Annotated in this window: 21 protein-coding genes and 2 riboswitches; of the genes, 4 read left to right on the plus strand and 17 right to left on the minus strand. The window is 68.5% G+C overall.

Annotated features, from left to right (window positions below):
* Nucleotides 1-278: 278 nt before the first annotated feature.
* The 5 genes from cobO to cbiE are packed head-to-tail and all read right to left on the minus strand — an operon-like array spanning nucleotide 279 to nucleotide 4,099.
* The gene (gene cobO, locus HNO53_RS14275; protein WP_209473151.1) at nucleotides 279-902 is read right to left on the minus strand and encodes a cob(I)yrinic acid a,c-diamide adenosyltransferase; all 624 of its coding nucleotides are present in this window, start codon (nucleotides 900-902) and stop codon (nucleotides 279-281) included.
* Nucleotides 902-1,657: a precorrin-6A synthase (deacetylating) gene (gene cobF / locus HNO53_RS14280; RefSeq protein WP_209473154.1), complete on the minus strand. Its 756-nt coding sequence runs from the start codon at nucleotides 1,655-1,657 to the stop codon at nucleotides 902-904. Before cobF ends, cobO begins: the two co-directional genes overlap by 1 nt.
* Nucleotides 1,654-2,487 (minus strand): precorrin-4 C(11)-methyltransferase, encoded by an 834-nt coding sequence (cobM, locus tag HNO53_RS14285; protein WP_209473156.1) that lies wholly within the window; start codon nucleotides 2,485-2,487, stop codon nucleotides 1,654-1,656. Before cobM ends, cobF begins: the two co-directional genes overlap by 4 nt.
* Nucleotides 2,484-2,882, minus strand: a complete 399-nt coding sequence (locus tag HNO53_RS14290; protein ID WP_242597429.1) for a cobalamin biosynthesis protein — start codon at nucleotides 2,880-2,882, stop codon at nucleotides 2,484-2,486. Before HNO53_RS14290 ends, cobM begins: the two co-directional genes overlap by 4 nt.
* A complete protein-coding gene (gene cbiE / locus HNO53_RS14295) occupies nucleotides 2,879-4,099 on the minus strand; it encodes a precorrin-6y C5,15-methyltransferase (decarboxylating) subunit CbiE (RefSeq protein WP_209473158.1) in 1,221 nt (406 codons plus the stop codon). The genes HNO53_RS14290 and cbiE overlap by 4 nt, the downstream gene beginning before the upstream one ends.
* On the opposite strand from cbiE, the gene HNO53_RS14300 reads away from it, so the two are divergent.
* Nucleotides 4,100-4,906, plus strand: coding sequence for a cobalt-precorrin-6A reductase (locus HNO53_RS14300; protein ID WP_209473160.1), 807 nt, complete (start codon nucleotides 4,100-4,102; stop codon nucleotides 4,904-4,906). It begins immediately after the preceding gene.
* Here HNO53_RS14300 and cobJ read toward each other — a convergent pair.
* From cobJ to HNO53_RS14340, 8 genes are read right to left on the minus strand one after another with little or no spacing between them, the layout of a single operon-like run.
* Nucleotides 4,822-5,646, minus strand: coding sequence for a precorrin-3B C(17)-methyltransferase (gene cobJ / locus HNO53_RS14305; protein WP_209473162.1), 825 nt, complete (start codon nucleotides 5,644-5,646; stop codon nucleotides 4,822-4,824). The two genes, HNO53_RS14300 and cobJ, sit on opposite strands and share 85 nt — an antisense overlap.
* Nucleotides 5,643-6,368, minus strand: coding sequence for a precorrin-2 C(20)-methyltransferase (gene cobI, locus HNO53_RS14310; RefSeq protein ID WP_209478657.1), 726 nt, complete (start codon nucleotides 6,366-6,368; stop codon nucleotides 5,643-5,645). Before cobI ends, cobJ begins: the two co-directional genes overlap by 4 nt.
* An 11-nt stretch (nucleotides 6,369-6,379) precedes the next feature.
* Complete coding sequence (locus HNO53_RS14315) at nucleotides 6,380-7,009, minus strand: precorrin-8X methylmutase (protein ID WP_209473164.1); 630 nt, start codon at nucleotides 7,007-7,009, stop codon at nucleotides 6,380-6,382.
* Entirely contained in the window at nucleotides 6,993-8,186 is a 1,194-nt protein-coding gene (locus HNO53_RS14320) for a cobalamin biosynthesis protein CobG (protein ID WP_209473166.1), read from the minus strand. The genes HNO53_RS14315 and HNO53_RS14320 overlap by 17 nt, the downstream gene beginning before the upstream one ends.
* Entirely contained in the window at nucleotides 8,183-12,064 is a 3,882-nt protein-coding gene (cobN, locus tag HNO53_RS14325; RefSeq protein WP_209473169.1) for a cobaltochelatase subunit CobN, read from the minus strand. The genes HNO53_RS14320 and cobN overlap by 4 nt, the downstream gene beginning before the upstream one ends.
* The gene (cobW, locus tag HNO53_RS14330; RefSeq protein ID WP_209473171.1) at nucleotides 12,064-13,185 is read right to left on the minus strand and encodes a cobalamin biosynthesis protein CobW; all 1,122 of its coding nucleotides are present in this window, start codon (nucleotides 13,183-13,185) and stop codon (nucleotides 12,064-12,066) included. The genes cobN and cobW overlap by 1 nt, the downstream gene beginning before the upstream one ends.
* On the minus strand, nucleotides 13,182-14,570 hold the full coding sequence (locus tag HNO53_RS14335; RefSeq protein WP_209478658.1) for a cobyrinic acid a,c-diamide synthase CobB: 1,389 nt from the start codon (nucleotides 14,568-14,570) through the stop codon (nucleotides 13,182-13,184). Before HNO53_RS14335 ends, cobW begins: the two co-directional genes overlap by 4 nt.
* Nucleotides 14,570-16,318 (minus strand): AAA family ATPase, encoded by a 1,749-nt coding sequence (locus HNO53_RS14340; protein ID WP_209473173.1) that lies wholly within the window; start codon nucleotides 16,316-16,318, stop codon nucleotides 14,570-14,572. The genes HNO53_RS14335 and HNO53_RS14340 overlap by 1 nt, the downstream gene beginning before the upstream one ends.
* A gap of 144 nt (nucleotides 16,319-16,462) precedes the next feature.
* Nucleotides 16,463-16,667: riboswitch (cobalamin riboswitch) on the minus strand.
* Between the two features lie 256 nt (nucleotides 16,668-16,923).
* Here HNO53_RS14340 and HNO53_RS14345 point away from each other — a divergent pair.
* From HNO53_RS14345 to HNO53_RS14355, 3 genes are read left to right on the plus strand one after another with little or no spacing between them, the layout of a single operon-like run.
* Nucleotides 16,924-17,859 carry an ABC transporter substrate-binding protein gene (locus HNO53_RS14345; RefSeq protein ID WP_242597430.1) on the plus strand — a complete coding sequence of 312 codons (936 nt, stop codon included), beginning with the start codon at nucleotides 16,924-16,926 and terminating at the stop codon, nucleotides 17,857-17,859.
* Nucleotides 17,856-18,923: a FecCD family ABC transporter permease gene (locus HNO53_RS14350; protein WP_209473177.1), complete on the plus strand. Its 1,068-nt coding sequence runs from the start codon at nucleotides 17,856-17,858 to the stop codon at nucleotides 18,921-18,923. Before HNO53_RS14345 ends, HNO53_RS14350 begins: the two co-directional genes overlap by 4 nt.
* Nucleotides 18,920-19,684, plus strand: coding sequence for an ABC transporter ATP-binding protein (locus HNO53_RS14355; RefSeq protein WP_209473179.1), 765 nt, complete (start codon nucleotides 18,920-18,922; stop codon nucleotides 19,682-19,684). The genes HNO53_RS14350 and HNO53_RS14355 overlap by 4 nt, the downstream gene beginning before the upstream one ends.
* 40 nt (nucleotides 19,685-19,724) lie before the next feature.
* Here HNO53_RS14355 and HNO53_RS14360 read toward each other — a convergent pair whose 3' ends face one another.
* Genes HNO53_RS14360 through HNO53_RS14375 form a run of 4 tightly spaced genes read right to left on the minus strand, consistent with a single transcriptional unit; the run spans nucleotide 19,725 to nucleotide 24,264 of the window.
* A complete protein-coding gene (locus tag HNO53_RS14360) occupies nucleotides 19,725-20,492 on the minus strand; it encodes an ABC transporter ATP-binding protein (RefSeq protein ID WP_209473181.1) in 768 nt (255 codons plus the stop codon).
* Nucleotides 20,492-21,472: a FecCD family ABC transporter permease gene (locus HNO53_RS14365; protein ID WP_242597431.1), complete on the minus strand. Its 981-nt coding sequence runs from the start codon at nucleotides 21,470-21,472 to the stop codon at nucleotides 20,492-20,494. Before HNO53_RS14365 ends, HNO53_RS14360 begins: the two co-directional genes overlap by 1 nt.
* Before the next feature lie 7 nt (nucleotides 21,473-21,479).
* Nucleotides 21,480-22,415, minus strand: coding sequence for a cobalamin-binding protein (locus HNO53_RS14370; RefSeq protein WP_420827840.1), 936 nt, complete (start codon nucleotides 22,413-22,415; stop codon nucleotides 21,480-21,482).
* Complete coding sequence (locus tag HNO53_RS14375; protein ID WP_209473184.1) at nucleotides 22,396-24,264, minus strand: TonB-dependent receptor domain-containing protein; 1,869 nt, start codon at nucleotides 24,262-24,264, stop codon at nucleotides 22,396-22,398. Before HNO53_RS14375 ends, HNO53_RS14370 begins: the two co-directional genes overlap by 20 nt.
* Nucleotides 24,265-24,380: 116 nt before the next feature.
* Nucleotides 24,381-24,607: riboswitch (cobalamin riboswitch) on the minus strand.
* Nucleotides 24,608-24,655 lie beyond the last annotated feature (48 nt).

Here is a 24,655-nt window from a genome sequence, read left to right on the forward strand (position 1 = left end):
GAGGGATCGAGTCGGCAGGATGACTGCCAGGGAAAAGCTGATGATGCGTGAGCTCGGCAGGATGAGCGCCGGGGACAAGCCTAAGCGAGGGTCTTTTGCCATGGGTGAGGAGCACTGCTCCGAACGGGCTGGCCATGGATGGCCAGCACCGGTCCTGCTAGCGAAGCAGGATGCGAGAGCGAAGCAGGGCAAAAGTAGCGCCCAGGGATGGGTTCACAGCGCCCTCGCGATGGCTTGTCGCCGGAGAAGCTCATCATCCGCTCCGGCCGAATCATCAGCTAGAGTTCAATGCCCTTCTGTGCCTTGACCCCCTGCTCCTTGAACGCGTGCTTGACCACGCGCATCTCGGTGACGGTGTCGGCCAACTCGATCAGCGCCTCCGGGGCGTGCCGGCCGGTGACGACCACGTGCTGCATGGCCGGGCGGGCCTGCAGGTCGTCAAGTACGCGATCGAGCTCCAGGTAGCCGTGACGCAGCGCAATGTTGAGCTCGTCGAGCAGCACCAGATCGACCGCAGGATCCTCGAGCATGCCGCTAGCTACCTCCCAGGCCGCCTCGGCGGCCTGCACGTCCTTGTCGCGGTCCTGGGTATCCCAGGTGTAGCCCTCGCCCATCACGTGGTAATCGACGTTAGGCTGCTGGCGAAAGAAGGCTTCCTCGCCGGTCTGAAACTTGCCCTTGATGAACTGCACCACGCCCACCTTCATGCCATGGCCCAAGGCACGTGCCAGCATGCCGAAGCCGGAGCTGCTCTTGCCCTTGCCGGGGCCGGTGAGAACCAGCAGCACGCCCTGCTCCTTGTCGGCGCGGGCGATGCGCTCGTTCATGATCTTCTGCTTGTGGGCCATGCGTTCGGCATGGCGCTGGGGGTCGACCGTTTTCATTATTGCACTCTCCTTCATTACATCCGCCGTAATAGATAGACGTCCATGATCCAGCCGTGCCGTTCGCGCAGGGCGGCACGCCGTTCGAGGATCGTCGCGGCCACGTCCACCAGCGGGCCGTCGATCAGGCACTGCTTGTCCATGCCGAGATAGGCCCCCCACCAGATGAAAAGGCCTTCCGGGGATAGCACCTGGAAGGCACCGCCGCTGTCGAGCATCACCGCCACGCTCTCGGCGTCACTGGGCCAGCCGCGCTCCCGCAGCCGCCGGCCAGTGGTGATCAGCACCGGTTCGGCCAGCGCATTCAGGGGGATGCGGTGCGCGGCGGTGAGCGCCTGGAGGCTGGTGATTCCGGGCTCCACGCGGATTGCGACCGCTTGCCCCTTGTCACCTAGACGCTGGGCAATCCGCAGGCTGCTGTCGTAGAGCGAGGGGTCGCCCCAGATCAGCATGCCGACCCGCCCGCCCCGGGGCAGGTGCGTCGCCATCAGTTCCGCCCACACCCCGGCAATGGCGCCGTGCCACTCGTCCACCGCGCCCAGGTAGTCGGCACGGGCCTCGCGGCGCGGCAGATCGAACTCCACGACCCGGGTGCGGGATGACGATTCCAGCAGATCGCGGCACAGCAGCCGACGCAGGTCGACCAGGTCCGACTTGGCCTCCCCCTTGCGCGGCAGCAGGATCAGGTCCGCCTGGTTGAGCGCCCGCACCGCGGCCAGGGTGACATGCTCCGGGTTACCGGTGCCGATGCCGATCAGCGACAGATGGATCATGGCTCGCCCCTCTTATCCACACTCTTGTCGACCCTCTCGTCGCTGGGTGCGGTGCCGGCAAAGGGCGACGACGCCGACTGCGGCCGAAAGCGACGGTCATAGCCGACGGAATAGAGGCAGCTCTCGGTAAAATCCTCGCTTTCCAGCACCGGCCCCACCAGGATCAGCGCCGTGCGCTGCAGGGTGTCGTCGTCGACCAGGGTTTCCACCGCCGCCAGGCGCCCCCGTACCACCCGCTCGTCGGGCCAGCTGGCCCGCCAGACGATGGCCACCGGGCACTCGGCACCGTAGTAGGGCAGCAGCTCGGCGACGACCTGGGACAGGTTGTGGATGGAGAGGTGGATCGCCAGGGTGGCACCGCTGCCGGCGAAGTTGGCCAGGGTCTCGCCATTCGGCATGGCGCTGGCCCGTCCCGGGGTGCGGGTCAGTACCAGCGACTGCGCCACGCCCGGCAGGGTCAGCTCCTGGCCCAGGCTGGCGGCGGCCGCAGCGAAGGCCGGCACCCCCGGGATGATGGTGTAGGGAATCGCCAACTCGCGCAGCCGGCGCAGCTGCTCGCCCAGGGCCGACCAGATCGACAGGTCGCCCGAGTGCAGCCGTGCCACATCCAGGCCCGCGGCATGGGCGGCGCGCATCTCGGCGACGATCTCGTCGAGGGAGAGCGGCGCGGTATTGACGATACGGGCGCCCTCCGGGCAGTGGGCCAGGATCTGCTCGGGCACCAGCGAGCCCGCGTAGAGGCATACGGGGCAGGCCGCGATGAGGTCGCGCCCGCGCAGCGTCAGCAGGTCCGGCGCACCGGGGCCGGCACCGATGAAGTGTATGGTCATGCGCTCTCTCCTCTCAAAGCTCCTCTCGCTACTGCCGCGGTGGCCATCCGATCCGCCGAGACCAGCCGGGGCGCGAGCAGGCTTGCCCCCGGCCCCGCCGCCAGCAGGGCGACAGCCTCGGCGACACTGCCCGTACCCCGGGCCTTCCGGCTATGGTGGGAGTGCGTGAGAGTGACGGCCGATGGCAACGCCTCGTCGGCCACGGCGATCACCGCCATGCCCCGCTCGCGCCCCAGCGCCTCGACCAGCGCCCGCTTGGACGCTGCCGCCGCCAGGCGGTCAACGGAGACATAGCGGGCCTCCAGCTGCGCTAGCAGATCGGCCAGCGAGGCCAGCCGTGCCGCACGGCGAAAGCCGAAGCCGACCACGCGCATGGCGTTCGGAGCCGCCTTCATCGGGTCACTCGCCACTGCACGATGGGGTAACTGGCCTTCCAGCCCCGACGGTTGCCGAGGGGAGCGGCACTGGCCAGCTCGATGCGCAGCAGCTCGCCGCCGGCCCGCCGCTGCCACTCGCTCAGCAGGGCCTCGGACTCCAGGGTTACCGCATTGGCCACCAGCCGCACCCCGGGCGGCAGGCGTTGCCACAGCGCCTCCAGCAAGGTGTCTGATAGTCCGCCCCCGATAAAGACCGCATCCGGCGGCGGCAGGTCTCCCTGTGCCTGATTCAGAACGTCGAGGGCATCGCCTTCCACCACCTCGAGCCAGTCGACACCGAGGTTGTCGGCATTGCGCCGCGCCCGCGCTGCCCGCTCGGCGTCGCGCTCGAAGGCCACCACCTTGTTCTCTGGATGAACCAGCAGCCATTCGATGGCGATCGAGCCAGACCCTGCACCGATATCCCATAGCCGCTCCCCCGCTGCCGGAGCCAGGGCGGCCAGGGTCATGGCACGCACGGCCTGCTTGGTGATCTGGCCATCATGCTCGAACAGCGCGTCCGCCAGGCCGGGCGTGAGCGGCAACGCCGGGCCCTCACCGGCGACTTCCAGCCCCACCGCTACCGGGTGGGCGATATCGTCGGGCAGGGCGGCGTCGGCCCGCATGGAGCGAATGCGCTCGTCGTCTCCGCCCAGCGCTTCCAGTACGTGCAGCCGCGACGCGCCGAAGCGGAGGTGCACCAACAGGTCGGCCAGCCCATGCACGGCGTTCCCGTCCCGCAGCAGTACCAATAGATGTCGGTTCTGCTGCAGGTAGGGCCGGATGCGCGTCAGCGGCTGGGCATGCAGGCCGAGGCAGGTGCACGCTTCCAACGGCCAGCCCAGGCGCCCTGCCGCCAGGCTGAAGGTGGAAGGCGCCGGCAGCGCCCGCCACTCCGCGGTGAGCAGATGGCGCGCCAGCGTGGCCCCGGCGCCGAACCAGAAGGGATCACCGGAGACCAGCATGACCACCCGCCGGTCCCGCTCGGCCAGCAGACGAGGGATGCCCTCGGCGAAGGGCACCGGCCACTCCCGTACCTCGGCGGCCAGCGGTGGCAGCAGGCGTAGATGGCGCCGCGCACCGAACACCAGCTCGGCGGCCTCCAGCGCCTCGCGGCTTGCCGCGGTCAGCCCTTCTGTGCCACCTTCCCCCCAGCCAAGCAGGGTCAGCCAGGGAGCGTCGTCAAGGTCCGTCATATGAAAATCCTGATTCTAGGGGGAACCACTGAAGCCAGCGCCCTGGCGGCTGCCTTGGCCGAGCGCTCGATTCCGGCCCTGTTCAGCTACGCCGGCCGGGTCCAGGCGCCCAAGCCACAGCCGCTGCCCACCCGGATCGGCGGGTTCGGCGGCGGGGCGGGGCTGGCCGCCTATCTGACGGAGCAGCGCATCACCCATCTGGTCGATGCCACCCACCCCTTCGCCGAGCAGATGAGCCGCAACGCCGTAACCGCGGCAAGCCACAGCGGCATCCCGCTGATTGCCCTGACCCGCTCGCCCTGGGTGCCCCAGGCCGGGGACCGCTGGGAACCGGTCGCCAGCGTCGAAGCGGCGGTGAGCGCCCTGGCCGGTCCGCCCCAGCGCATCCTGCTGGCCATCGGCCGCCAGCAGCTCGCCGCCTTCGCGGCCCAGCCCCAGCACCACTATCTGCTGCGCCTGATCGAAGCCCCCGAGACGCCGCCGCCCCTGCCCCGCCACCACCTCATCCTGGACCGCGGCCCCTTCACGCTGGACGGCGACCTGGCACTGCTGCGGGAGCACGGCATCCAGCGCGTCGTGTGCAAGAATGCCGGCGGCACGGGTGCCATCGCCAAGCTCGACGCCGCTCGCCGGCTGGGCGTGCCGGTGGTGATGCTCGAGCGGCCGGTGTCGCCGCCCCGGCGCGAGGTGCACTCGGTCGATGCAGTGTTGGCTTGGCTGCATCACGATTTGGCTCCTGAATCAGACTCCGAGCCAGACCCTGATTCAGGCCCTGAGTCAGACACCAGGGCCGAGCGCGGGGTGTAGACCCACGGAACGCCTTCACGCCGGATCAGGCGCGTCTGGCTGGAGCCCACCATCACCAGGGTGCGCATATCGGCCATCTCCGCCGTGGCCTCGCCCAGCGTGGTGACCGTCAGTTGCTCTTCCAGCGTGGAGACGGCCCGGGCGAACATGATCGGGCGCTCCGCCCCGCAGGCCTCGCGCAGCACTTCGAGAGTGCGGACGAAGCCCTCCGGCCGGGCGCGGGAGCGTGGGTTGTAGAAGGCCATGGCGAAATCGGCCTCGGCGGCGAGCCGCAGGCGCCGTTCGATCAGCGCCCAGGGCTTGAGGTTGTCGGAGAGATTGATACAGCAGAAGTCGTGGCCCAGCGGCGCTCCCAGGCGTGCACTGGCGGCCAGCATGGCGGAGATGCCCGGCAGCACCTGGATGTCCAGCTCGCGCCATTCTGCCTCGCCGGCCTCGAGCGCCTCGAACAGCGCCGCGGCCATGGCGAAGACCCCGGGGTCCCCCGAGGAGACCACCACCACCCGCCGCCCTTCGGCGGCCAGCCGCAGCGCCTGCTCCGCGCGGCGGATCTCCTCGCGGTTGTCCGAGCCATGGCGCGTGAGCCCTGGCCTCGGCGCCACCCGTTCGACGTAGGGCACGTAGCCCACCACGTCGGTGGCCTCGCTCAGGGCGGCGGAGACTTCCGGTGTGATCAGCGCAGCATTGCCCGGGCCGAGGCCAACCACCTTCAGCCAACCGGGCTTGCTCTTGGCTGTCATGGCCGCCTCCCGTTGCCATGGATCACAACGATGGAGAAGTAGGGCACGCTGTCGCCGACCTCGCGGAACGGTCGTATCCGCTGCTGCGGCATGGCGGCGTACTCGATCAGCCAGGCCTCTTGCTCCCGGCCGGCCTCGGTCAGCGCGCGCTGGAGCTTGGCCAGGTTGCGACCGATCTTCATCACCACCAGGGCATCGGTCCGCGCGATGTGCTCGACCAGGGTCGCTTCGGGGAGGGTACCCATCAGCACGGTCATGATGTCGTCGCCCCAGGTCACCGGCCGCCCGGTGGCGGTCCAGGCAGCGGACATGCCGGTGATGCCGGGCACCACTGCCACCGGCACCCGCCCCTGCAGGCGGGTATAGAGGTGCATGAAGGAGCCGTAGAAGAACGGATCGCCCTCACACAGCACCACCGCATCGCAGCCGGCCTCGGCGATCTCGCGGAGCTGCGCGACGCTGTTCTCGTAGAAGGCCGCCAGCAGTTCGTTGTAGAGCGGATCGTCGAACGGGATTTCGGTGGTGACCGGATACTCCAGCGGGATCTCGATCGCGTCAGGCGCCAGCAGGCCTTCGACGATACTGCGAGCATGGCCGCGACGTCCCTTCTTGCGGAAGTAGACGACGTGGGTGGCCCCGCGAATCAGCCGGTAGGCGCGCACGCTCATCAGGTCCTGGCTGCCGGGGCCGAGGCCGACGCCATGGATGGTGCCCGGTGTGATGGTTTCCTGGCTCATTCGCTGCGATCCGCCATGGCATTGAGGGCGGCCACCGTCACCGCGCTGCCGCCGAGGCGCCCTTCGACGATTACGCAGGGGGCCGCGGTGCTCTCCCACAGCGCCTGCTTGGATTCAGCGGCCCCGACGAAGCCTACCGGGCAGCCAATGATCGCCGCCGGACGCGGGCACGCCGGGTCTTCCAGCATGTTGAGCAGATGGAACAGCGCGGTGGGCGCGTTGCCGATTGCCACCACCGCCCCGTCGAGATGGGGCCGCCACAGCTCCAGCGCCGCCGCCGAGCGGGTGGTGGCCAGCTCCCGGGCCAGTTCGGGCACGCACTCGTCGTGCAGGGTGCAAATGACGGTGTTGTCCGCCGGCAGGCGCTTGCGGGTGATGCCCTCGGAGACCATGCGCGCATCGCACAGGATGGGAGCGCCCTGCTCCAGCGCCGTGCGAGCCCGGTTCACCGCATCGCCGCGGATGTGGATATGCGCGGCGAGTTCCACCAGCCCGGCGGCATGGATCATGCGCACCGCCACCGGCTCCTCCTCCGGCGCAAAGCGCGCCAACTCGGCCTCGCGCCGGATGATGGAAAAGGACTCCCGGTAGATGGCCGGGCCGTCCGTTTCATAGACGTAAGGCATCGCGATTCTTCTCTAGGTGTTCGATAACATCGGATTCATCCAGGCCGGTGGCCACCGGCGTCCCATCGGCGCGACCGCCGACGATCAGGTCGAAGCGCCCCGCCCGCCCGGTCAGGCAGAGGTCCGTCGGCGCCTGGCAGGCGCAGCCCTTGACGCAGCCGGACAGGTGCATGCTCCCCGCTACCTGTCCGTTCAGCCGTTCGGCCAATTCCTGGGCCAGGCCCAGGGTCGCCACGCTGGCCTGTTCGCAGTAGGGCGCGCCCGGACAGGCCTGCATGGCCAGGCGTGGATCGCTCTCGCTCTCCAGCAGCCCCGGCGTCGAAGGCGCCCCGGCGGGGAAGCCCTCGACCAGCAGCCGCCGCCAGGGGGTGACCCGCACGCCGCTGATCGAATCCGAGGCGACCGCGGCCCGCAGCATCGCCGCCGGTGCCCGGCCGAACGGCAGGCCCAGCGCCCTGCCCCAGGCGTACTGGCCCAGGGCCGGCCCGGGGCCGGGTGCGGCAGGCCTGAGCGTGGCAGGCGCCCAAGGCGGCAGCGGCGCCGGGTGCCGGCGCATGCGTCCGGCATCGATCCCGCCGCTGTCGACGAACCAGTGCAGCAGGCGAATCAGCAGCTCGACGGCGGCCGCGGGCGAGTCCACCGGGGTGCCCTTTTCGCGCCCGTCGGCACGTACCAGCAATGTCCCTTCCCGCGAGCGCTCGATACGGAAATCCGCCGATACCTCGCCCAGCAGCGGCGCGGCGCCGGCATCGATGGCCACGCCCATCTTGGCCGGCAGTGTCGGCAGCGCATCGAGCCGGGCTTCCAAGCGTCGCGCCACCTCATGGGTGGCGTCGCCCGGCTGCCAGTCGGGCGCCAGAAGCAGCGGCAGCCGACGCTCGTCCTGTGGGTCCACCGCCACCAGAACGTGCTCGACGAGAAAGGCCATCAGCCCGGGCCAACTGGCGTCGGACACGCCGCGCAGCTGCAGGTTGGCCCGATTGGTGAGTTCGATCAGGCCGCTGCCAAAGGTCTCGGCCGCCTCGCACAGGGCCAGCATCTGATGCCGGGTGAGCCGCCCCAGCGGGGGGCGCACGCGCACCAGCAACCCATCGCCGGAGGCCATGGGGCGCCAGGCGCCGGGACACCAGCCCTTGATGCGCGGCGCGCTCGCCGGCTCATTCGCCTGATGCGTCATGGCGCCGCCACCTCCCGGGTTTCGTCGATTTCTAGCAGCAGGTCCTGCAGGGCCGGGCCCTGTTCGCCGGGCTCCCGCCACAGGCCGCGCTGGATCGCTTCGAGCAGGCGTTCGGCCATCTCCTCCATGGCCGCCGGATTGTGCTCGCGCAGGAACGCCTGGTTCTCGCCATCCAGCACCAGCGCCTGGCTGACCTGGGCATACTGGTAGTCGGCCACCAGATCTGTAGTGGCATCGTAGGCGAACAGGTAGTCCACCGTCGCCGCCATCTCCGCGGCGCCCTTGTAGCCGTGTTCGCGCATGGCCTCGATCCACTTGGGGTTGAGCACCCGGGAGCGGATCACTCGGGCCAGCTCCTGCTCGAGGCTGCGCATGCGCGGCCGAGCCGGATTTGCGTGGTCGGCGTGATAGATGCTCGGCGCCTGGCCGCTGAGCGCGAGGCTGGCGTTGGCCATGCCGCCCTGGAAGGCGAAGTAGCCGTTGGAGTCGAGGATGTCGTGCTCGCGGTTGTCCTGGTTGTGCATCACCGCCTCCAGCCCTTCGAGCTGGTGCTCGAAGGCCGCCCGGGCCGCCACCCCCGACTCGGGAAACTGGCCGTAGGCGTAGGCTCCGCTCGCCAGGTAGGCGTCGGCCAGGTCATCGGCGTGCCGCCAGGCGCGCTCGTCGAGCAGCCGGTTGAGGCCGGTGCCGTACTCGCCGGGCCGGCTGCCGAAGACCCGATAGCCGGCCTCCCGCGCCGCCTGCTCCGGGGAGCGGCCCTGCGCCTCGAGCTCCTGCCGGCGCGCCATGACCGCCGCACGGATGGTGTTGGCCTCCCCCGGCTCCTGGTACTCGGCCACCGCCCGCACCGCCCGGTCGAACAGGCGAATGACGTTGGCGAAGGCATCGCGGAAGAAGCCGGAGACCCGCAGGGTGACATCCACCCGCGGCCGCCCCAGCAGCATGGCGGGAATCACCTCGATGTCGATCACCCGTCGCGAGCCCAGCGACCACACCGGCCGCACGCCCATCAGGGCGAAGGCCTGGGCGATGTCGTCGCCGCCGGTGCGCATGGTGGCGGTACCCCAGATCGATAGGCCCAGCCTCCGCGGATAGTCGCCGTGATCCTGCAAATAGCGCTCGACGAAGGCCTGGGCAGATTTTTCGCCCAGCGACCAGGCAGCCGGCGACGGAATCGAGCGGTTGTCGACGCTGAAGAAGTTGCGCCCGGTGGGCAGCACGTCCAGGCGCCCGCGACTGGGCGCGCCGCTCGGCCCGGGCGGGACGAAACGCCCTTCGAGGCCGGCCAGCAGCGACTGGATCTCCATCTCGACGCCGCGCTGCATGGCCGCCCAGAGCCCGCCGCGCACATGGCGCAGCTGCTCGGCGGTGATCGGATAGTCATGGGCCAGACTGACCAGACAGCCCTCCTCCACGACGTGCGTCTCCACCAGGCGGTGGGCGAGCCGCTCCAGGCGCTCGCGGGTATCGGCGGCACTGCGCCAGGGGGCATCGTCCAGCTCGGCCAGCGCGGGAGGCCGTGGGCCGTGCCAGGGCTCCGCCCCGGCCGCCAGGGGGTCGAACGCCGGCGGCAACCCCAGGTCGGCGGCCAGGTTGTGCAGCAGGCCTCGCTGGGTCGACGTATCGCCCCGTGGCAGCCGCAGGATGGCGACCAAGGTCCCGGCCAGCTTGTCCCGCGGCGGCAGTCTGCCCAGCACGTGCAGGCCGTGGCGGATCTGCGACTCCTTGATGTCGCACAGGTAGGTGTCCAGCTCGTTGAGCAGGCGCTCGTCATCCGTCTCCCCGGCCGCTTCCCCGCCTGTTCTGCCCTGCGCCAGCTCGCGGTCGATGCCGGTGTCGCGCAGGTGGCCGAGGATGCGCTCGCGCAGCAGGGTCTCGCGTCGCGGGTCCATGCCCAGGGCCTGGTAGTACTCGTCGGTCAGCGCCTCGAGTTCGGCCATGGCGCCGTAGAGTTCGGCACGGGCCAGCGGCGGCATCAGGTGATCGACGATCACCGCCTGGCTGCGGCGCTTGGCCTGGGCGCCCTCGCCCGGGTCGTTGACGATGAAGGGGTAGAAGTGCGGCAGCGGCCCCAGGGCGACGTCCGGCCAGCACTCGGCACAGAGCGCCGCGCTCTTGCCCGGCAGCCACTCCAGGTTGCCGTGCTTGCCGACGTGGATCAGCGCATCCACCCGGTAATGCTCGCGCAGCCAGAGATAGAAGGCCAGGTAGCTGTGGGGCGGTACCAGCTCGCTGTCGTGGTAGCTCTGGAGCGGGTCATCACCCAAGTCACGCAGCGGCTGGATGCCGACGAAGGTTTCGCCCAGGCGGATGCCGGCGATCATCAGCCGGCCCTGGCGATGCTTGGGGTCCTCGCTGGGCGCGCCCCAGCGTCGCCACACCGCCCCCTGCAGGGCTTGCGGCAGGGTCCGGAACCAGGCCAGGTAGTCGTCGAGGGCGATGCTCTGCCAGCAGCCGCGCTGGTCCAGCCCGCGGGGGTCGTTGGTCACCCCCGCCTGCAGTCGCCACACCAAGGCATCGCCATCCGTCGGCAGCTCGTCGACCGGATAGCCCGCCGCCGCCAGGGCGCGCAGGATCGCCAGCGTCGAGGCCGGCGTGTCGAGGCCGACGCCGTTGCCGATGCGGCCGTCGCGGTTGGGGTAGTTGGCCAGCACCAGCGCCAGGCGCTTGTGCCGGTTCGGCGTGCGCTGCAGGTCGCTGAAGCGCCGCGCCAGCCGGGCGACGAAGGCGGCGCGCTCGGGGTGCAGGGCGTGGCGGATCACCGGCAACTGGCAGCGCTCGCTGTAGTGGGCCTCGCTCTTGAAGCCCACCGCCCGGGTCAGGATGCGGCCGTCCATTTCCGGCAGCACCACCTGCATGGCCATGTCGCGGCTGCGCAGGCCGCCGGCCTCAGCCTGCCAGTCCTCCTCGGTGCTGCTGGAGAGGATCGCCTGCAATACCACCGGCTGGTCGACGAAGAGCCCCGCGAGGTCCTGGTCGAGATCCGCTTCATCCGGCGCCTCGCTCTCGTCGGCATGACGATTGACCGAGAAACCGGTGGTGTTGATCACGATGCCGGCCCCGGTCTGCTCGATCAGGTGGTTGACGAAGGCCAGGCAGGCGGGCTCCTTGAGCGAGGCCACCGCCACCGCCAGGGGCGCGAACCCCTGGGCCTCGAGCACCTCGAGCAGGCCATCCAGCACCGCCGTGTTGGCGCCCTGTAGATGGCTGCGATAGAACAGCAGCAGGCAGACCGGACGCGTCGCATCCTGCTGCTTTCGCCACTCGTTGAGCGTCACCGCCGGCTGGCCGTGCGGCGATTTTCGATCGAATATTGCGGGAAAATAGAGCAGCGCCGCGGGTAGCGCCTGAGGCTCGCGCCACGCCAGCGGCAACCCAAGGCACTCGCTGCCGACACAGCGCAGCAGCTGCTCGGCGTTGTCGACCCCGCCCTCGCGCAGGTAGCGCCATACCCGGTGGGCCAGCGCAAAGGGCACGCTGGAGTCCGCCAGCAGGGCGTCGTCCGGGGCGTCGCAGCCCGGCACCAGGATCAGCTGACGGCGCCGGTCGGCGGCGGCCCAGGCCAGTAGGCGATCAAAGCCGTAGCGCCAGTAGCCGCTGCCACCCAGCAGAGAGACGATCACCAGCCGCGCCTGTTCCAGCACCCGATCCTCGTAGAGATCAAAGGCGGCCGGCTTTATCAGGTTCATCCAGTTGGCCAGGCGCAGCGAGGGAAAGCCTTCACCGCCCGCCTCGGCTAAGCGCTCCGCCGCCTGGGCCAGGGCCGACAGGCTACTGTCGGCGGCCGACAGGATGACGATCTCGGCGGGGCTCTGCTGCAGATCGACGATACCCTCGTCGTCGACGAAGCCCCCCGGCTTGGCGGCGAAGAGATGCATCAGGCGCTCGTCGCGATCTCGGTATCCGACAGGGCAGCGTGCAGGGCCGCGCTATCCAACCCCTTGCCGATGAAGACAAGCTGGGTGGCGCGCGGCTCGTCCTGCCCCCACAGCCGGTCGAAGTAGCCGTCCAGACGCTCGCCCACGGCCTGGATCACCCGCCGCATGGGCTTGCCGGGAATCGCCGCGAAGCCCTTGGCGCGATAGATCTCGTGGTGCTTCAGAAGCTGCTGCAGGCGCGCCGTCAAGGCCTCGCCGTCGACCTCGCCCAGGCGGATCACGCAGGAGTCGAAGTGATCGTGGGCGTGATCGTGGTGGGCGCCCTCGGCGTGGTGGCGATCGTGGTGGTTGTCGATAAGGTCGATGCCCTCCTCGCTGGCCGCGCCAATGCCCATCAACGCCTCCAGTTGGGCGCGGTCCTCGGCCAGTCCCTGGTCGATGAACAGGATCTTCACCGAGGCCGGCACCCGCTGGGCGACCAGTGCTTCCACCCGGGCCCGTTCGGCCGGTTCGAGCAGGTCGGTCTTGCTGACCAGTACCAGATCCGCCGCGCTGAGCTGGTCGTCGAGCAACTCGCGCAGGCTGGGGTCGTGATCGAGGGACGCGTCGGCGCGGCGCTGGGCCTCCACCCTCTCCACGTCATGGGCGTAACGGCCGGTGGCCACCGCCGGACCGTCGACCACGGTGATGATCGCATCCACCGTGCAGTGCCGGCGCACCTCCGGCCAGTTGAACGCCTGCACCAGCGGTTTGGGCAGGGCCAGGCCGCTGGTCTCGATCAGGATATGGTCGATCGTGTCGCGGCGGGCCATCAGCTGCTTCATCACCGGCAGGAACTCCTCCTCCACGGTGCAGCAGATGCAGCCGTTGGCCAGCTCATAGATGCCGTTTTCGACCTCCACCGGGGCGCCCGCCTCGTCACGGCCTTCTTCATTACCCTCTTCACAGCGCAAGGCACAGCCGCGCAGCAGGCTGGAGTCGATGTCCTGCTCGCCGAACTCGTTGACGATGACGGCGATGCGCTTGCCGGTGACCTGGCGCAGCATGCCGGCCAGCAGGGTGGTCTTGCCGCTGCCCAGGAAGCCGGTCACCACCGTGGCGGGGATCTTGTGCAGGTTCATCCTTGGGACTCCAGTGAAGTGATGGAATGAGTCTCTAAAGCGCTTGCCGACTGCCCGCTCGCCGTGAACAGCCGGGCCAGGGCGTCGGGATTGTCAGGAAAGAACAGATGCAAGTAGCTGGCCGTGAGGCCGCGCTGGCGATAGATCGCCTCGCCCGGCGCGGGGTGGCGCTGACGCCGACAGAAGGCGATGGGCGCAGGCGTGCCTTCCGCGACCGAGCGGTGATGCGCGTGGCCACGCACCGGCCCCTCCGGCAGCTCGGCGGTCTGCATGCCCTGGCAGCCGCGGCGTCCGCGCATGGCACCGTGGCCCGGCAACAGTCCCAGCATGGTGTGGGCCTCACCATCGATATCTGTCAGGCTCTCCAGGCAGTAGAGCAGGCCGCCGCACTCGGCGAGGATCGGCTTTTCCGCAGCAAAGAAGCGGTGCAGCTCGTCACGCAGCGACGCGTTCGCCGCCAGCTGGGCGGCGTGCAGTTCGGGATAACCGCCGGGCAACCACAGCGCATCGCAGGGGGGCAGGTGGCGGTCGGCCAGGGGCGAGAAGAAGCGCAGGGTCGCCCCCATGCGCTCCAGCAGATCCAGGTTGGCCTGGTAGATGAAGCTGAAGGCCGCGTCCCGGGCCACGCCGATGACCCGCCCCCGCAGCGACGGCATGGGCGGCTCGGCGGCCTGGCACGGCGCCTCGAAGGTGACCGGCGGCAGCTGCAGCAGCGCCTCAGCCAGCCCCTCGGTGTCCAGCGCCCTGGCGCCGGCCTCGAAGCGCTGCTCCAGCTCGGTGCGGATCTCGTCGGCCTGCACCAGCCCCAGGTGGCGCTCGGGCAGGGTCAATGCGCCGTCCCTCGCCACCGCGGCCAGCAGCGGCACGCTGGGTGGCAGTGCGGACTCGATCAGCTCGCGGTGGCGCTGCGAGGCGCAGGCGTTGGCGATCAGCCCGGCGATGCGGATGTCGTCGCGAAAGCCCGCCAGGCCGGCCACCAGCGCCGCGGCGGTCTGAGCCATGCCCTTGACGTCCATGACGATGACCAGCGGCAGGCCGAACAGGGCGGCCAGGTCGGCGCTGGAGGGCTCGCCGTCGAACAGCCCCATGGCGCCCTCCACCAGGATCAGATCCGCCTCGCAGGCCGCCTCGAAGAAGCGCTGGCGGCAGTAGGTCTCCCCCGCCATCCACAGGTCGAGCTGATCCACCGGCCGGCCCGAGGCCTGGGCCAGGATCTGGGGGTCGAGGTAGTCCGGCCCCGTCTTGAACACCCTCACCACCTTGCCGCGGTTGCGCAGCAGCCGGGCCAGCGCCGCGGTCAGCGTGGTCTTGCCCTGGCCCGAGGCCGGTGCGGCAATGAACAGTGCTGGACAGGCGGTGCTGGTCCGCTCGACGGGTTCCTTCATCACGCCTGGCCTCCTGCCCATGAACGGCCCACCGACAGCGGCAGGCGACAATAGCGGGCACCGAGTTGCTCGGCGATGATCTCGCCCCGCCCCCGCCTGACGGCGGCCTGCTCGGTATCGACCACTAGGCAATCGCCCAGCGCCGGCAGGCCGGCCAGGGATTGCCGGGTGCGGCCGTCGGTAATCAGGTAGGTGCGTATTTGCAGGTCGGCCTCCTGCCGCCGCCACTGGCGAATCAACCGCGCCGCCTGCAGGATGGCCAGGCGCAGCGGCGTGCCGCCACCCCCGTCGGCGCTGTCGAGCCGCTCACGCAGCGCCTTGGGCGCACGGCGGCGCAGCAGGACCGGCGTAACACCGTCATTGCCGAAGCCGAGCACGGCCATTTGCTCGCGGGCGGCATAGGCCTGCCGGGCCAGCTGCTCGACCAGCCCCTTGGCCCGTCCCAGCAGCTGCCGCCCCAGGGTCGAGGCGGAGGTATCCAACAGCACCAGATGAACCGTCGGCGGAGCGGCTTGCGTCTTGCGATACTGCAGCCGGCGCCAGGGCCAGCGGCCATGATTGGCGGCCACGGTGGCGAACCAGTCCGGCCGGGGCGATACCAGATAGGAGCGACGCTGATGGCCCCGACGCCTGACCACAGCAGGCGCCTGGGAAGCCCTGGCGCAATCGGATCCACGCTCATGCGCGACCATGTCCGACAGGCTCGGGGCCGGCACACTGACGCTTTTCTGCGCTACCGGCGGCATGGCGCCCCACTGCCCCTGGCCGCCTGAGCCAGCCGTGTCGCTACCGGAGCCTGCCGGCCCGCTCGACGCGGGTGGCGTACCGGAGCTTGGCGGCGGCGGGGGCGGATTATGGCCCGAGTGCCTGCCGGGCGCCTGGTCAGACGGCGAGGTCCGCCGATGCGCCAGCACCCAAGGCTCGACGATATCCAGATCCTCCCTGGCCACGGCAGCGGCGCCGCGCCAGGCGGCGTGGGCCTGGGCCGCACGATGCCAGGTCACGTCCGCCCGCAGCCCTTCGACGCCGGCCTCCTGACAACCCAGCGCGATGTGCTCGTAAACCCACGCCTCGCTGACGATCTCCGGCAGCGCCGACTGGGCACGCCGGATGCGCTGGGTCAGCGCTGCCTGGGCCTCGGCGTGGCGTGCCACGTAGCCCTGGGGGTCGCGGTCGAAGGCTTCGCGCTGCTGCACGATGGCGATGCGCTCTTCCACGCTGACCGAAGTGTGCTGTTCGAGGCAGAGGCCGAAGCGGTCGAGCAGCTGCGGGCGCAGTTCGCCCTCGTCCGGGTTCATGGTGCCGATCAGGCGGAAACGCGCGGGATGGGAGTGGCTGACACCGTCGCGTTCGACGACGTTGGTACCGCTGGCGGCCACATCGAGCAGCAGGTCCACCAGGGAGTCCGGCAGCAGGTTGACTTCGTCGACGTAGAGCACGCCGCCGTGCGCCTTGGCCAGCAGCCCCGGCTGGAAGGCCGCCTCACGTTCTGCGAGTACCCGCTGCAGGTCCAGGCTGCCGGTCAGGCGCTCCTCGCTGGCCCCCAGGGGCAGGGTGACGAAGGGCGGCCAGCGCTCTTCGCCGTCGTCAGGTAGGATCGCCGCCAGAGCCCGCGCCAGGGTGGATTTCGCACTGCCACGCGGCCCGCTGATCAACACCCCGCCGATGCGGGGATGGATGGCGTTGAGCAGCAGCGCGGTCTTGAGTTCTGCCAGGCCGACCACGGCGGCGAAGGGAAACTCGCTCACAGGAGCCTCGCCATGCACCGGCCGGACTCGCAGCGGCACACGGCCGACGAGGCATCGGTCGTAATCGGCGACACCCCCGCGGAAGGGGTAAATGGAACGAACGCAGACACGGCATCTCCTCGGTGCCCACCGCACCGTTACGGGATGATGATGGATTGATGGGCCGGTCTCCGGGCTCGAGGAGGACGTCAGAACGACGTCGAAGCCTGCACCTTCCCAGCACAATGCCAGTGGTTCCTGCAGGCGACTCTCTCATTACCGTTGCGGGGGCAGCGATGGAATTGGCCTAGGCCTCACCATACTTCCCGATTATCCCCTAGGCACAGGGGCACCCATGTCGATCGGCCCATCGTAAAGGAACTGGCGCGACCGGCGCAATGCAGAAAAATAAATGTTATAGTATAACAATTGCTTTTCATCCCCAGGTCCTGGCAATCTTCGCCGCAACGGCCAAAGTGCTGTACCGAGCCCCGCCAACATCAAGACAAACCGACCATTAACCAACGATAATCTGGACAGATGCCATGAAAAATGCACGACGATTGTGGGCCATTCTTGCCTTTTTTCCTTCTTCATTTCTCATGGCAGACACTACCGATTATCCATTGACCCTGAACAATTGCGGCACGGAAATTCGCTTCTCTTCCGCGCCTGAAAGCGCCGTTACCGTTGGACAATCCGCCACCGAGATTCTCTATTCCCTTGGCCTTTCCGACCGGGTAGTCGGCACCTCGGTCTGGTTCAATCCCGTGCTGCCTGAGTTCAACGAGGTCAACGCCGGCATTGAACGGCTGGCCGACAACGACCCTAGCTTCGAATCCGTGGTGATTCGTCGACCGGGACTCGTCGCGGCCCAGTACGAGTGGCATGTGGGACCCACCGGCAGCGTGGCGAGCCGTGAGCAGTTTCACGAGCTGGGCATTGCCACCTACATCATGCCGGCCGACTGCGACACCAAGGACAACAGCACCGGAGGCGACGGCACCCGAACCGCCGCCTTCTCCCCCGCGCACGTCTACAAGGGCATCACCGAACTGGCTGCCATTTTCGACGTGCAGGAGGCCGGCGAGGCGCTGGTGGCCGACCTCGAGGCTCGCCAGGCCGACGCCATTGCCAAGGCCGAAAGCCTGGAGCTTCCGCAGGATCTGTCGGCAGTATTCTGGTTCTCTTCTCCCGACAGCTCGGTGGACCCTTACGTTGCCGGTCGGCTTGGCGCACCCGGCTATATGATGGAGCAACTCGGCATTCGCAACGTCATTCAATCCGATGAGGAGTGGCCTATCGTCGGCTGGGAATCCATCGCCCGTTCCGACCCCGACCTGATCGTGATAGCACGCATGGACCGTCGGCGCTTTCCCGCCGACGACATCGAAGAAAAACTGAACTTTCTGCACAGCGACCCGGTGACTCGGGAGATGACGGCGGTCCAGAATGGCAACATCATAGAGATGGACGCCCACGCAATGAGTGCCACCATGCGCACGATAATCGGCCTGGAATCGCTGGCCGATGCCTTGACGACGCTCTCCTTCGAACGATGAACCTGGCCGCGACATTGCACTTACCCGTGGTTCTCCGATGGCGCTGGGTCTGGCTCGCGCCATCGACGCTGTTCGTGGCCGTGATAGCCGGCACAGCGATCGGCGAAACGGCGATTCCCCTGGAGACCATTCTCAAGGTATTGGCGAACCGGCTATGGGGGGCGGAGCATGTCGTCGACCGAATCGACGCCGGCATCATCTGGAACTACCGGCTCAGCCGCGCCATCCTCGCCGCCTGCTGCGGTGCCGGGCTGGCCTTGTCCGGCGTCGTCCTGCAAGCCTTGCTGCGCAACCCGCTGGCCGACCCCTTCCTGATGGGGATTTCCGCCGGCGCCTCGACCGGCGCCGTGGCGGTCACCATCGCCGGGCTCGGTGCCGGCGCCGTGACACTCTCGCTCGGTGCCTTTGCCGGCGCGGGGCTGGCCTTCTCCCTGGTGGTACTGCTCGCCCGTGCCGCCGGCAGCGGCACCGGGGGTGGCCGCAGCGCCCAGGCCGCAGGCGCCATCATACTGGCCGGTATCGCCGGATCGCAGCTGTTCAATGCGCTCACCGCCTTCATCATTGCCAAGTCGGCGAACGCCGAACAGGCCCGAGGCATCATGTTCTGGCTGATGGGCAATCTTTCCGGAGTGCGCTGGGACGACGTCACCCTGGGCCTGCCCGCCGCCTTGGGCGGCCTGTTGGTGTGCCTGTGGCATCGACGCGCCCTGGACGCCTTCACCTTCGGCGCCGACAGTGCCGCCTCGATGGGCATCGCCGTGCGCCGCGTGCGGGCGATCCTGATCGCCGTCATGGCGCTGGTGACGGCAACGATGGTGTCGATGGTCGGCGCCATCGGCTTCGTGGGGCTGGTGATTCCTCATGCCATGCGCTTTCTGGTGGGCAACCGCCACACCCGGCTGATACCGGCATCGGCGTTGGCCGGCGCCGTGTTCCTGATCGGCGCCGACATTCTCTCGCGCGTCATAGTGCCGGGGCAGGTGCTGCCGATCGGCGTGGTCACGGCCCTGGTCGGGGCACCGGCCTTCGCCGTCATTTTGATTCGCGGGACGAGAAGACGATGAGACTGACAGCGGAAGGCGTCGGCTGGACGATCCACGGGCACAAGCTGCTGGATGACGTCAGCCTCGGCATTGCGCCCGGCGAGACCTTCGGCCTGATCGGCCCGAACGGCTCGGGCAAGACCACGCTGCTGCGCGTCCTGGCCGGGCTGCAACGCCCGAAGCGTGGGCGCGTGTTGCTGGACGACCGGCCGATGCAGGCAATGCCCCAGCGCGACATCGCCCGCAGCATCGCCTTCGTCGAACAGCAGGCGGAGACGCACGAGCGCATCGGCGCCAGGGAGGTGGTCGAGCTGGGCCGCACCCCCTTCCTCTCGCCGCTACGCCCCTGGACCGAGCAGGATGACAGAATCGTTCACCGCGCCCTCGAAGACGTCGGCATGCTGCCCCTGGCGGAGCGCCTCTGGCATACCCTCTCCGGCGGCGAACGCCAGCGTGTGCAGATTGCCCGTGCCCTGGCTCAGCAGCCACGCATTCTGCTGCTCGACGAGCCCACCAACCACCTCGACATCCGCCACCAGCTCTCGATCCTGCAGCTGGTCAAGCAGCTGCCGGTCACGGTGGTCATCGCCCTGCACGACCTCAACCAGGCCATGGACTGCGAGCGTATCGGCGTGATGGAGGCCGGCCGGCTGGTCGACCTCGGCACGCCCGAACAGGTCCTCACCGCCGCCAGGCTGCGTCGTACCTTCGGCGTGCAGGCCGACGTCCTCGAAGATCCCGTCGATCGAAGTCGGATCATGCGCTTTCGCTGCGCACTGTGAGCCCCACCGAGGAGCCCGATTCAGGTTTCGTCAGCGCTTCTCATCTAACGGGCACGAACACCGGGGCGCCGTCGATCTCGGCGGTGGCCAGACGCTGGCCGTAGAGCCGCTCCAGGGCGGCGGGCACCAGCATGTTTCTGGCCGGCCCCCAGCAGGCATCGCCGTCGGGATAGAGCAGCAGCAGGTGATCGCACCAGCGCGCCGCCAGGTTGAGATCATGCAGGCACATCATCACCGCACGGCCCTCGGCGGCCTGCTCGGCGAGCAGCGCCATCACCGCGCTCTGGTGATGCAGGTCGAGATGGTTGGTGGGTTCGTCGGCGAGCCATATATGCGGCGCCTGGGTCAGCACCGTGGCAAGCGCCAGTCGCTGGCGTTCGCCTCCCGAGAGCGTGCTGACCAGACGCTCTGCCAGATGCGCGACGTCGAGCCGCTCGAGGGCCGCCTCGGCCAGGCGCAGGTCCTCGCCGCCCTCCATCTGCCATGCCGAGAGCCACGGATGCCGACCGATCAGCGCCGTCTCGCGCACCGTGGCGGGAAAGCCGTCGTGACGCTCCTGAAACACCAGCCCCAGGCTACGCGCCACCTGGCGCCGCCCCAGCGCCGCCAGCGGGCGGCCGTCGATCAGCACCTGCCCTGCCCGTGGCCCGCGCAGCCCGGCCAGGGTGTGCAGTAGGGTGGTCTTGCCGGCGCCGTTGGGACCGAGCACGCCCCACACCTGCCCCGGCTCGACGCTGAGCGTGAGCGCTTGGCCGTCGCGCCGCCCCGGCACGTCGATCACCAACTCGCGAATCTCGAGGCGGTTCATCAGCGACTCCGGTGCAGCAGGTAGAGGAAGGTGGGTACGCCGAGCAGCGCGGTGATCACCCCCACCGGTAATTGCTCCGGGGCGATCAGGGTACGCGCCAGGGTATCGGCCAGTACCAGCAGGGTGCCACCGGCCAGGGCGCAGGCCGGCAGAATCAGGCGCTGATCGTTACCCAGCACCATACGCAGCATGTGCGGCACCACCAGACCGACGAAGCCGATGCTGCCGGCGGTGGTCACCGCAGTGGCGGTGAGCACGCTGGCGGCAAGATAGATCGACCACTCCAGCGGGCGCACGTTGACCCCAAGGGCCGCCGCCTGCAGCGGGCCGCGCGCCATGACGTTGAGGCTGCGCCCCAGCGGCATCAGCAGCAGGCAGATGAGCAACAGCAGCGCCAGCGGCGGCCACGGAGAGTGCGAGTAGGAGAGATCACCCATCAGCCAGTAGAGCATGCCGGGCAGCCGCTCGGCGGGGCTGATCGCCAGCATCAGGGTGATCACGGCACCCCAGCCGGCGGCCACCACCACGCCGGTGAGCAGCAGTCGCGACGGTGTCCAGCTGCCGGTACCGTGGGCCAGGCCGAACACCAGCAGCGTCGAGAGAAAAGCCCCGGCGAAGGCGGAACCGGTTATCACCGCTCCGCCCAGCCCCGCCAGCATCGCCGCCAGTGCCCCCACCGAGGCGCCACCGGAGAGACCCAGCACGTAGGGGTCGGCCAGGGGATTGCGCAGCAGCACCTGCATCAACGCCCCCGCCACGGCGAGCAGGCCGCCTACGGCAAAGGCCGAGAGGGAACGGGGAATGCGTAGCTCAAGGATCAGCGTGCGCGCCAGGGGGCTACCCTCTCCGCGAGCCAACGCCCATACATCGCCCAGCGACAGCGCGGCGCTGCCCAGGGTGACCGACAGCAGCAGCGCCGCCAGCCCCAGCAGCGCGAGCACGGCCAGCGGCGGCCACAGTGAGCGCCGGGGCATGGTCATGCCGGCCTCAGCGCTTGGCACGGGCACGGTCGAGCTGCTCGCAGAACAGGCGGCTGCCCTCGAGCAGCCTCGGCGTGGGGCGCTGAATCAGCGACGGCGGCACGAAGTAGAGATTGTCGCGCTCGACGGCGGTCAGGCTCGGGTACTGCTGCCAATGGGTCAGCCAGCCGCGGTTCTCCTCGCCCATGCCGCCGGCGAGTATTGCCTCGGGGTCGGCGGCCAGCACCGACTCGTCGTCGATGCGCGGCACCAGCCGCGACAGCTCGCCGTAGACGTTGACCCCACCGCACAGGGTCAGCACCTTGCCGATCAGATGCTCGTCGTTGATGGTCATCAGCGGCTCGTCCCACACCTGATAGAACACCGACACCGGCTCGGCGTCGACGTAGCGCTCGGCCAGTGCCGCCATGCCGTGGCGGAACTCGGCGGCGACCCGCTCGCCCTCCTCGCGAGTATCGGCCAGCAGCGCCAGGCGCTCGATGGCGCTGGAAACGTCCTCGAAGTCCCGCGGCTCGATGTAGAACACCGGCACGCCCAGCGCCTCGATGGTCTCGAGCTGCTCGGGCGGGTTGCCGGTCATCCAGCCGATCACCAGGTCGGGATTCAACGTCACCAGGGTTTCCAGATCCATGCGGGTGTGGCTGCCCACCGACGGCACGTCCCTGGCTTCGGGCGGATAGTCGCTGAAGGCCACCACCGCCACTACCTTCTCCCCCGCCCCGGCGGCGTAGACCAGCTCGGTGGCGCCGGGCGAGAGCGCGGCGATGCGCTCGGCAGGCTGGTCGAGACACACCTCACGCTCGCGGTCGTCAATGGCGCACAGCGAACCGGCATGCGCCTCGCCGGCCGCCGGCCCCGCCAGGGCCAGCGCCAGCAAGGCGCCGAAAAACGCAGCGGGGCCAAGGGCCCCGCCGAACCGGCCGTTACTGGCCGAAGTGCACACTGACGAAGGCCGCACGACCGGCGTTGAGGTAGTCATCGCCATCAAAGAAGCGCGCAGTGACATACTCCTTGTCCAGAGCATTCTCGATGTTCAAGCGGACCGACCACAGCGGGGCAAACTGCCACCCGGCACGCAGGTTGAGCAGGCCGAAGCCACCGATGCGATCTTCGTTGGCCGCATCATTGTAGCGATGGCCCTGAACGACCCAAGAGCCGCCCAACGACCACTCGCCCAGCTCGCGTTCCACGTCGAAGCGCGCACTCTGGCTGGCACGGCGCTGAATGCGATTACCCGTTTGACGGTTTTCAGGGTCGGTGTAGGTCGCGGCGGCAGCCAGCGTCCATGCACCTACCTCAGCGCCTAGGGAGAGTTCGACGCCACGGATACGCGTAGTGGGCACGTTCATCGTCGGTCGCCCCATTTGTTGCCAGACAATCAAGTTATCAACATCGGTTTGGTAGAGTGCAGCATCCCAGAACCAGCGCGTAAATTGTCCACGTACACCAAGTTCCACTGTTTCGGAAGTTTCCGCTTCCAGATCGGGATTGCCAAATCCCGGCCAATAGAGGTCGTTGAAGGAGGGTGCCTTGAAAGCCGTGCCATAGCTGGCCCGCAGCGTATGCTGAGAATTGATGTCATACCCGAGTGCCAAGCTACCCGTCGCTTCCTCGCCATAAGCTTCGTTGTCGTCGAAGCGCAAACTGGCTTGCACTGCCAAGGGGGAAAAATCAAGCAACGCCTGGGTAAAGACAGCCTTGTTATCGCGATCTTCTACATCATAAGGGCCATCCCAGGGCGAGTCCCCTGTGATACTACCAGCCACGCTGTCATGCATATATTCCATGCCAATGACAACTTCATGTGCCTCGGTGCGAAGCGTGTTCTCCCAGCGGGCCGTCCGCGTCTGCGTATCGAGAATGGACCCCCAAAAGTGGTTGACGCTTTCATCACGTGCCTCGCTGAGCGTCAAACGACTGCGCCAGTTGGCAGCTACCGGCAGTTCTCCATAAATCCCCGCTACCTGCTGTACATAATCAGTTGTTGCCGGCGAGCCGCTCTCGTCATATTCGGTAGTTCCACGTGCACGCAGCGCCAAAAATCCGACTTCCGCGCCACTCTCAAAGGTATGTGACATGCGCGTCAGCGCCGTGGTGTTGTCGTAGCCCATGTCTTCGCCATCACGGCGCACAGGTACACCATCGGTATTCAAGTGGCTGCCGGCAAAGCTGTAGCGGGTGCCGCCGCTCTCGCCGGAGAGGCCGGCGCTATAGCGCTGGGTATCGAAGGAGCCGCCGCCCACGGAAACACGAGGATGCGGGCCGCCCTCTTCGGCCTCGTGAGTGAAGAGCTGTACCACGCCGCCTACCGCATCGGCCCCGTACAGGCTGCCACGAGGGCCGCGCACGATCTCGGCGCGCTGGAACATGCGCGGGTCGAGGAACTGCCAGGCCGCGCCACCCGCCGTCGCCGAGCGCAGGCGGATGCCGTCGATCATCAGTAGCGCCGATTCGTTGCCGGTACCCCGCAGGTAAACGCTGCTGTTCTTGCCGAAACTGCCGTTGGTGGTGATATCCACCCCCGGCTGGCCGCGCAGCATATCGGTAACGCTGGTGGGGTCCTGCCGACGCAGAGTGGCCTCGTCGAGCACGGTCACCGAGGAGAGCGTCTCGTCGGCGGTGCGCGGCGCCAGGGTGGCGGTGATCACCAGCGGGTTGAGGGCGACAGTGTCGTCTTCTTCAGTGGGGGTGGTGGCCTGGGCCTGAACGGCCAGCGGAAGCACAGCCAGGCCGAAGGCAGCCAGGCTCTGCGCAGCCATAGGGAGCGCGGCCAGAGGATGCTTGGTTTTCATTTTGATTCCCTTGCTCGCCGTGCCTACCCGCACGGTCTTCTAGGCGAAGCCGGGGCGGCGTGAAGGGGATCGAGAAAGGGAGAGGCGCGGCCCTGCCTCGAAGTTGCCCGCCGCAACCCGACAGATTACCTCAGGCCGGTCTCCGGGCTGACGAGCGAAGCGCCGACTGCACGCTTCGGGTCCATCGCCTTCCCATGCAAAGCACAGTGGCGTGATGATGAACCTGCACTCGATCACCGTTGCGGGGGCAGCGTCGGAATACGCCTCTTCATCTTGAAGAGGACCACCGACTTCCCGTTTAACCTCGATAGGACAATGAGGCGCCTGAGAGTGGGCGTAAGCTAGCAATCGCAGCGCCAGGCGTCAACGCAGGGTTAGGCGTGTATTGAGA

Source organism: Billgrantia antri, from assembly GCF_017868935.1.
In the GTDB taxonomy this organism is placed as follows: Bacteria; Pseudomonadota; Gammaproteobacteria; order Pseudomonadales; family Halomonadaceae; genus Halomonas; species Halomonas antri.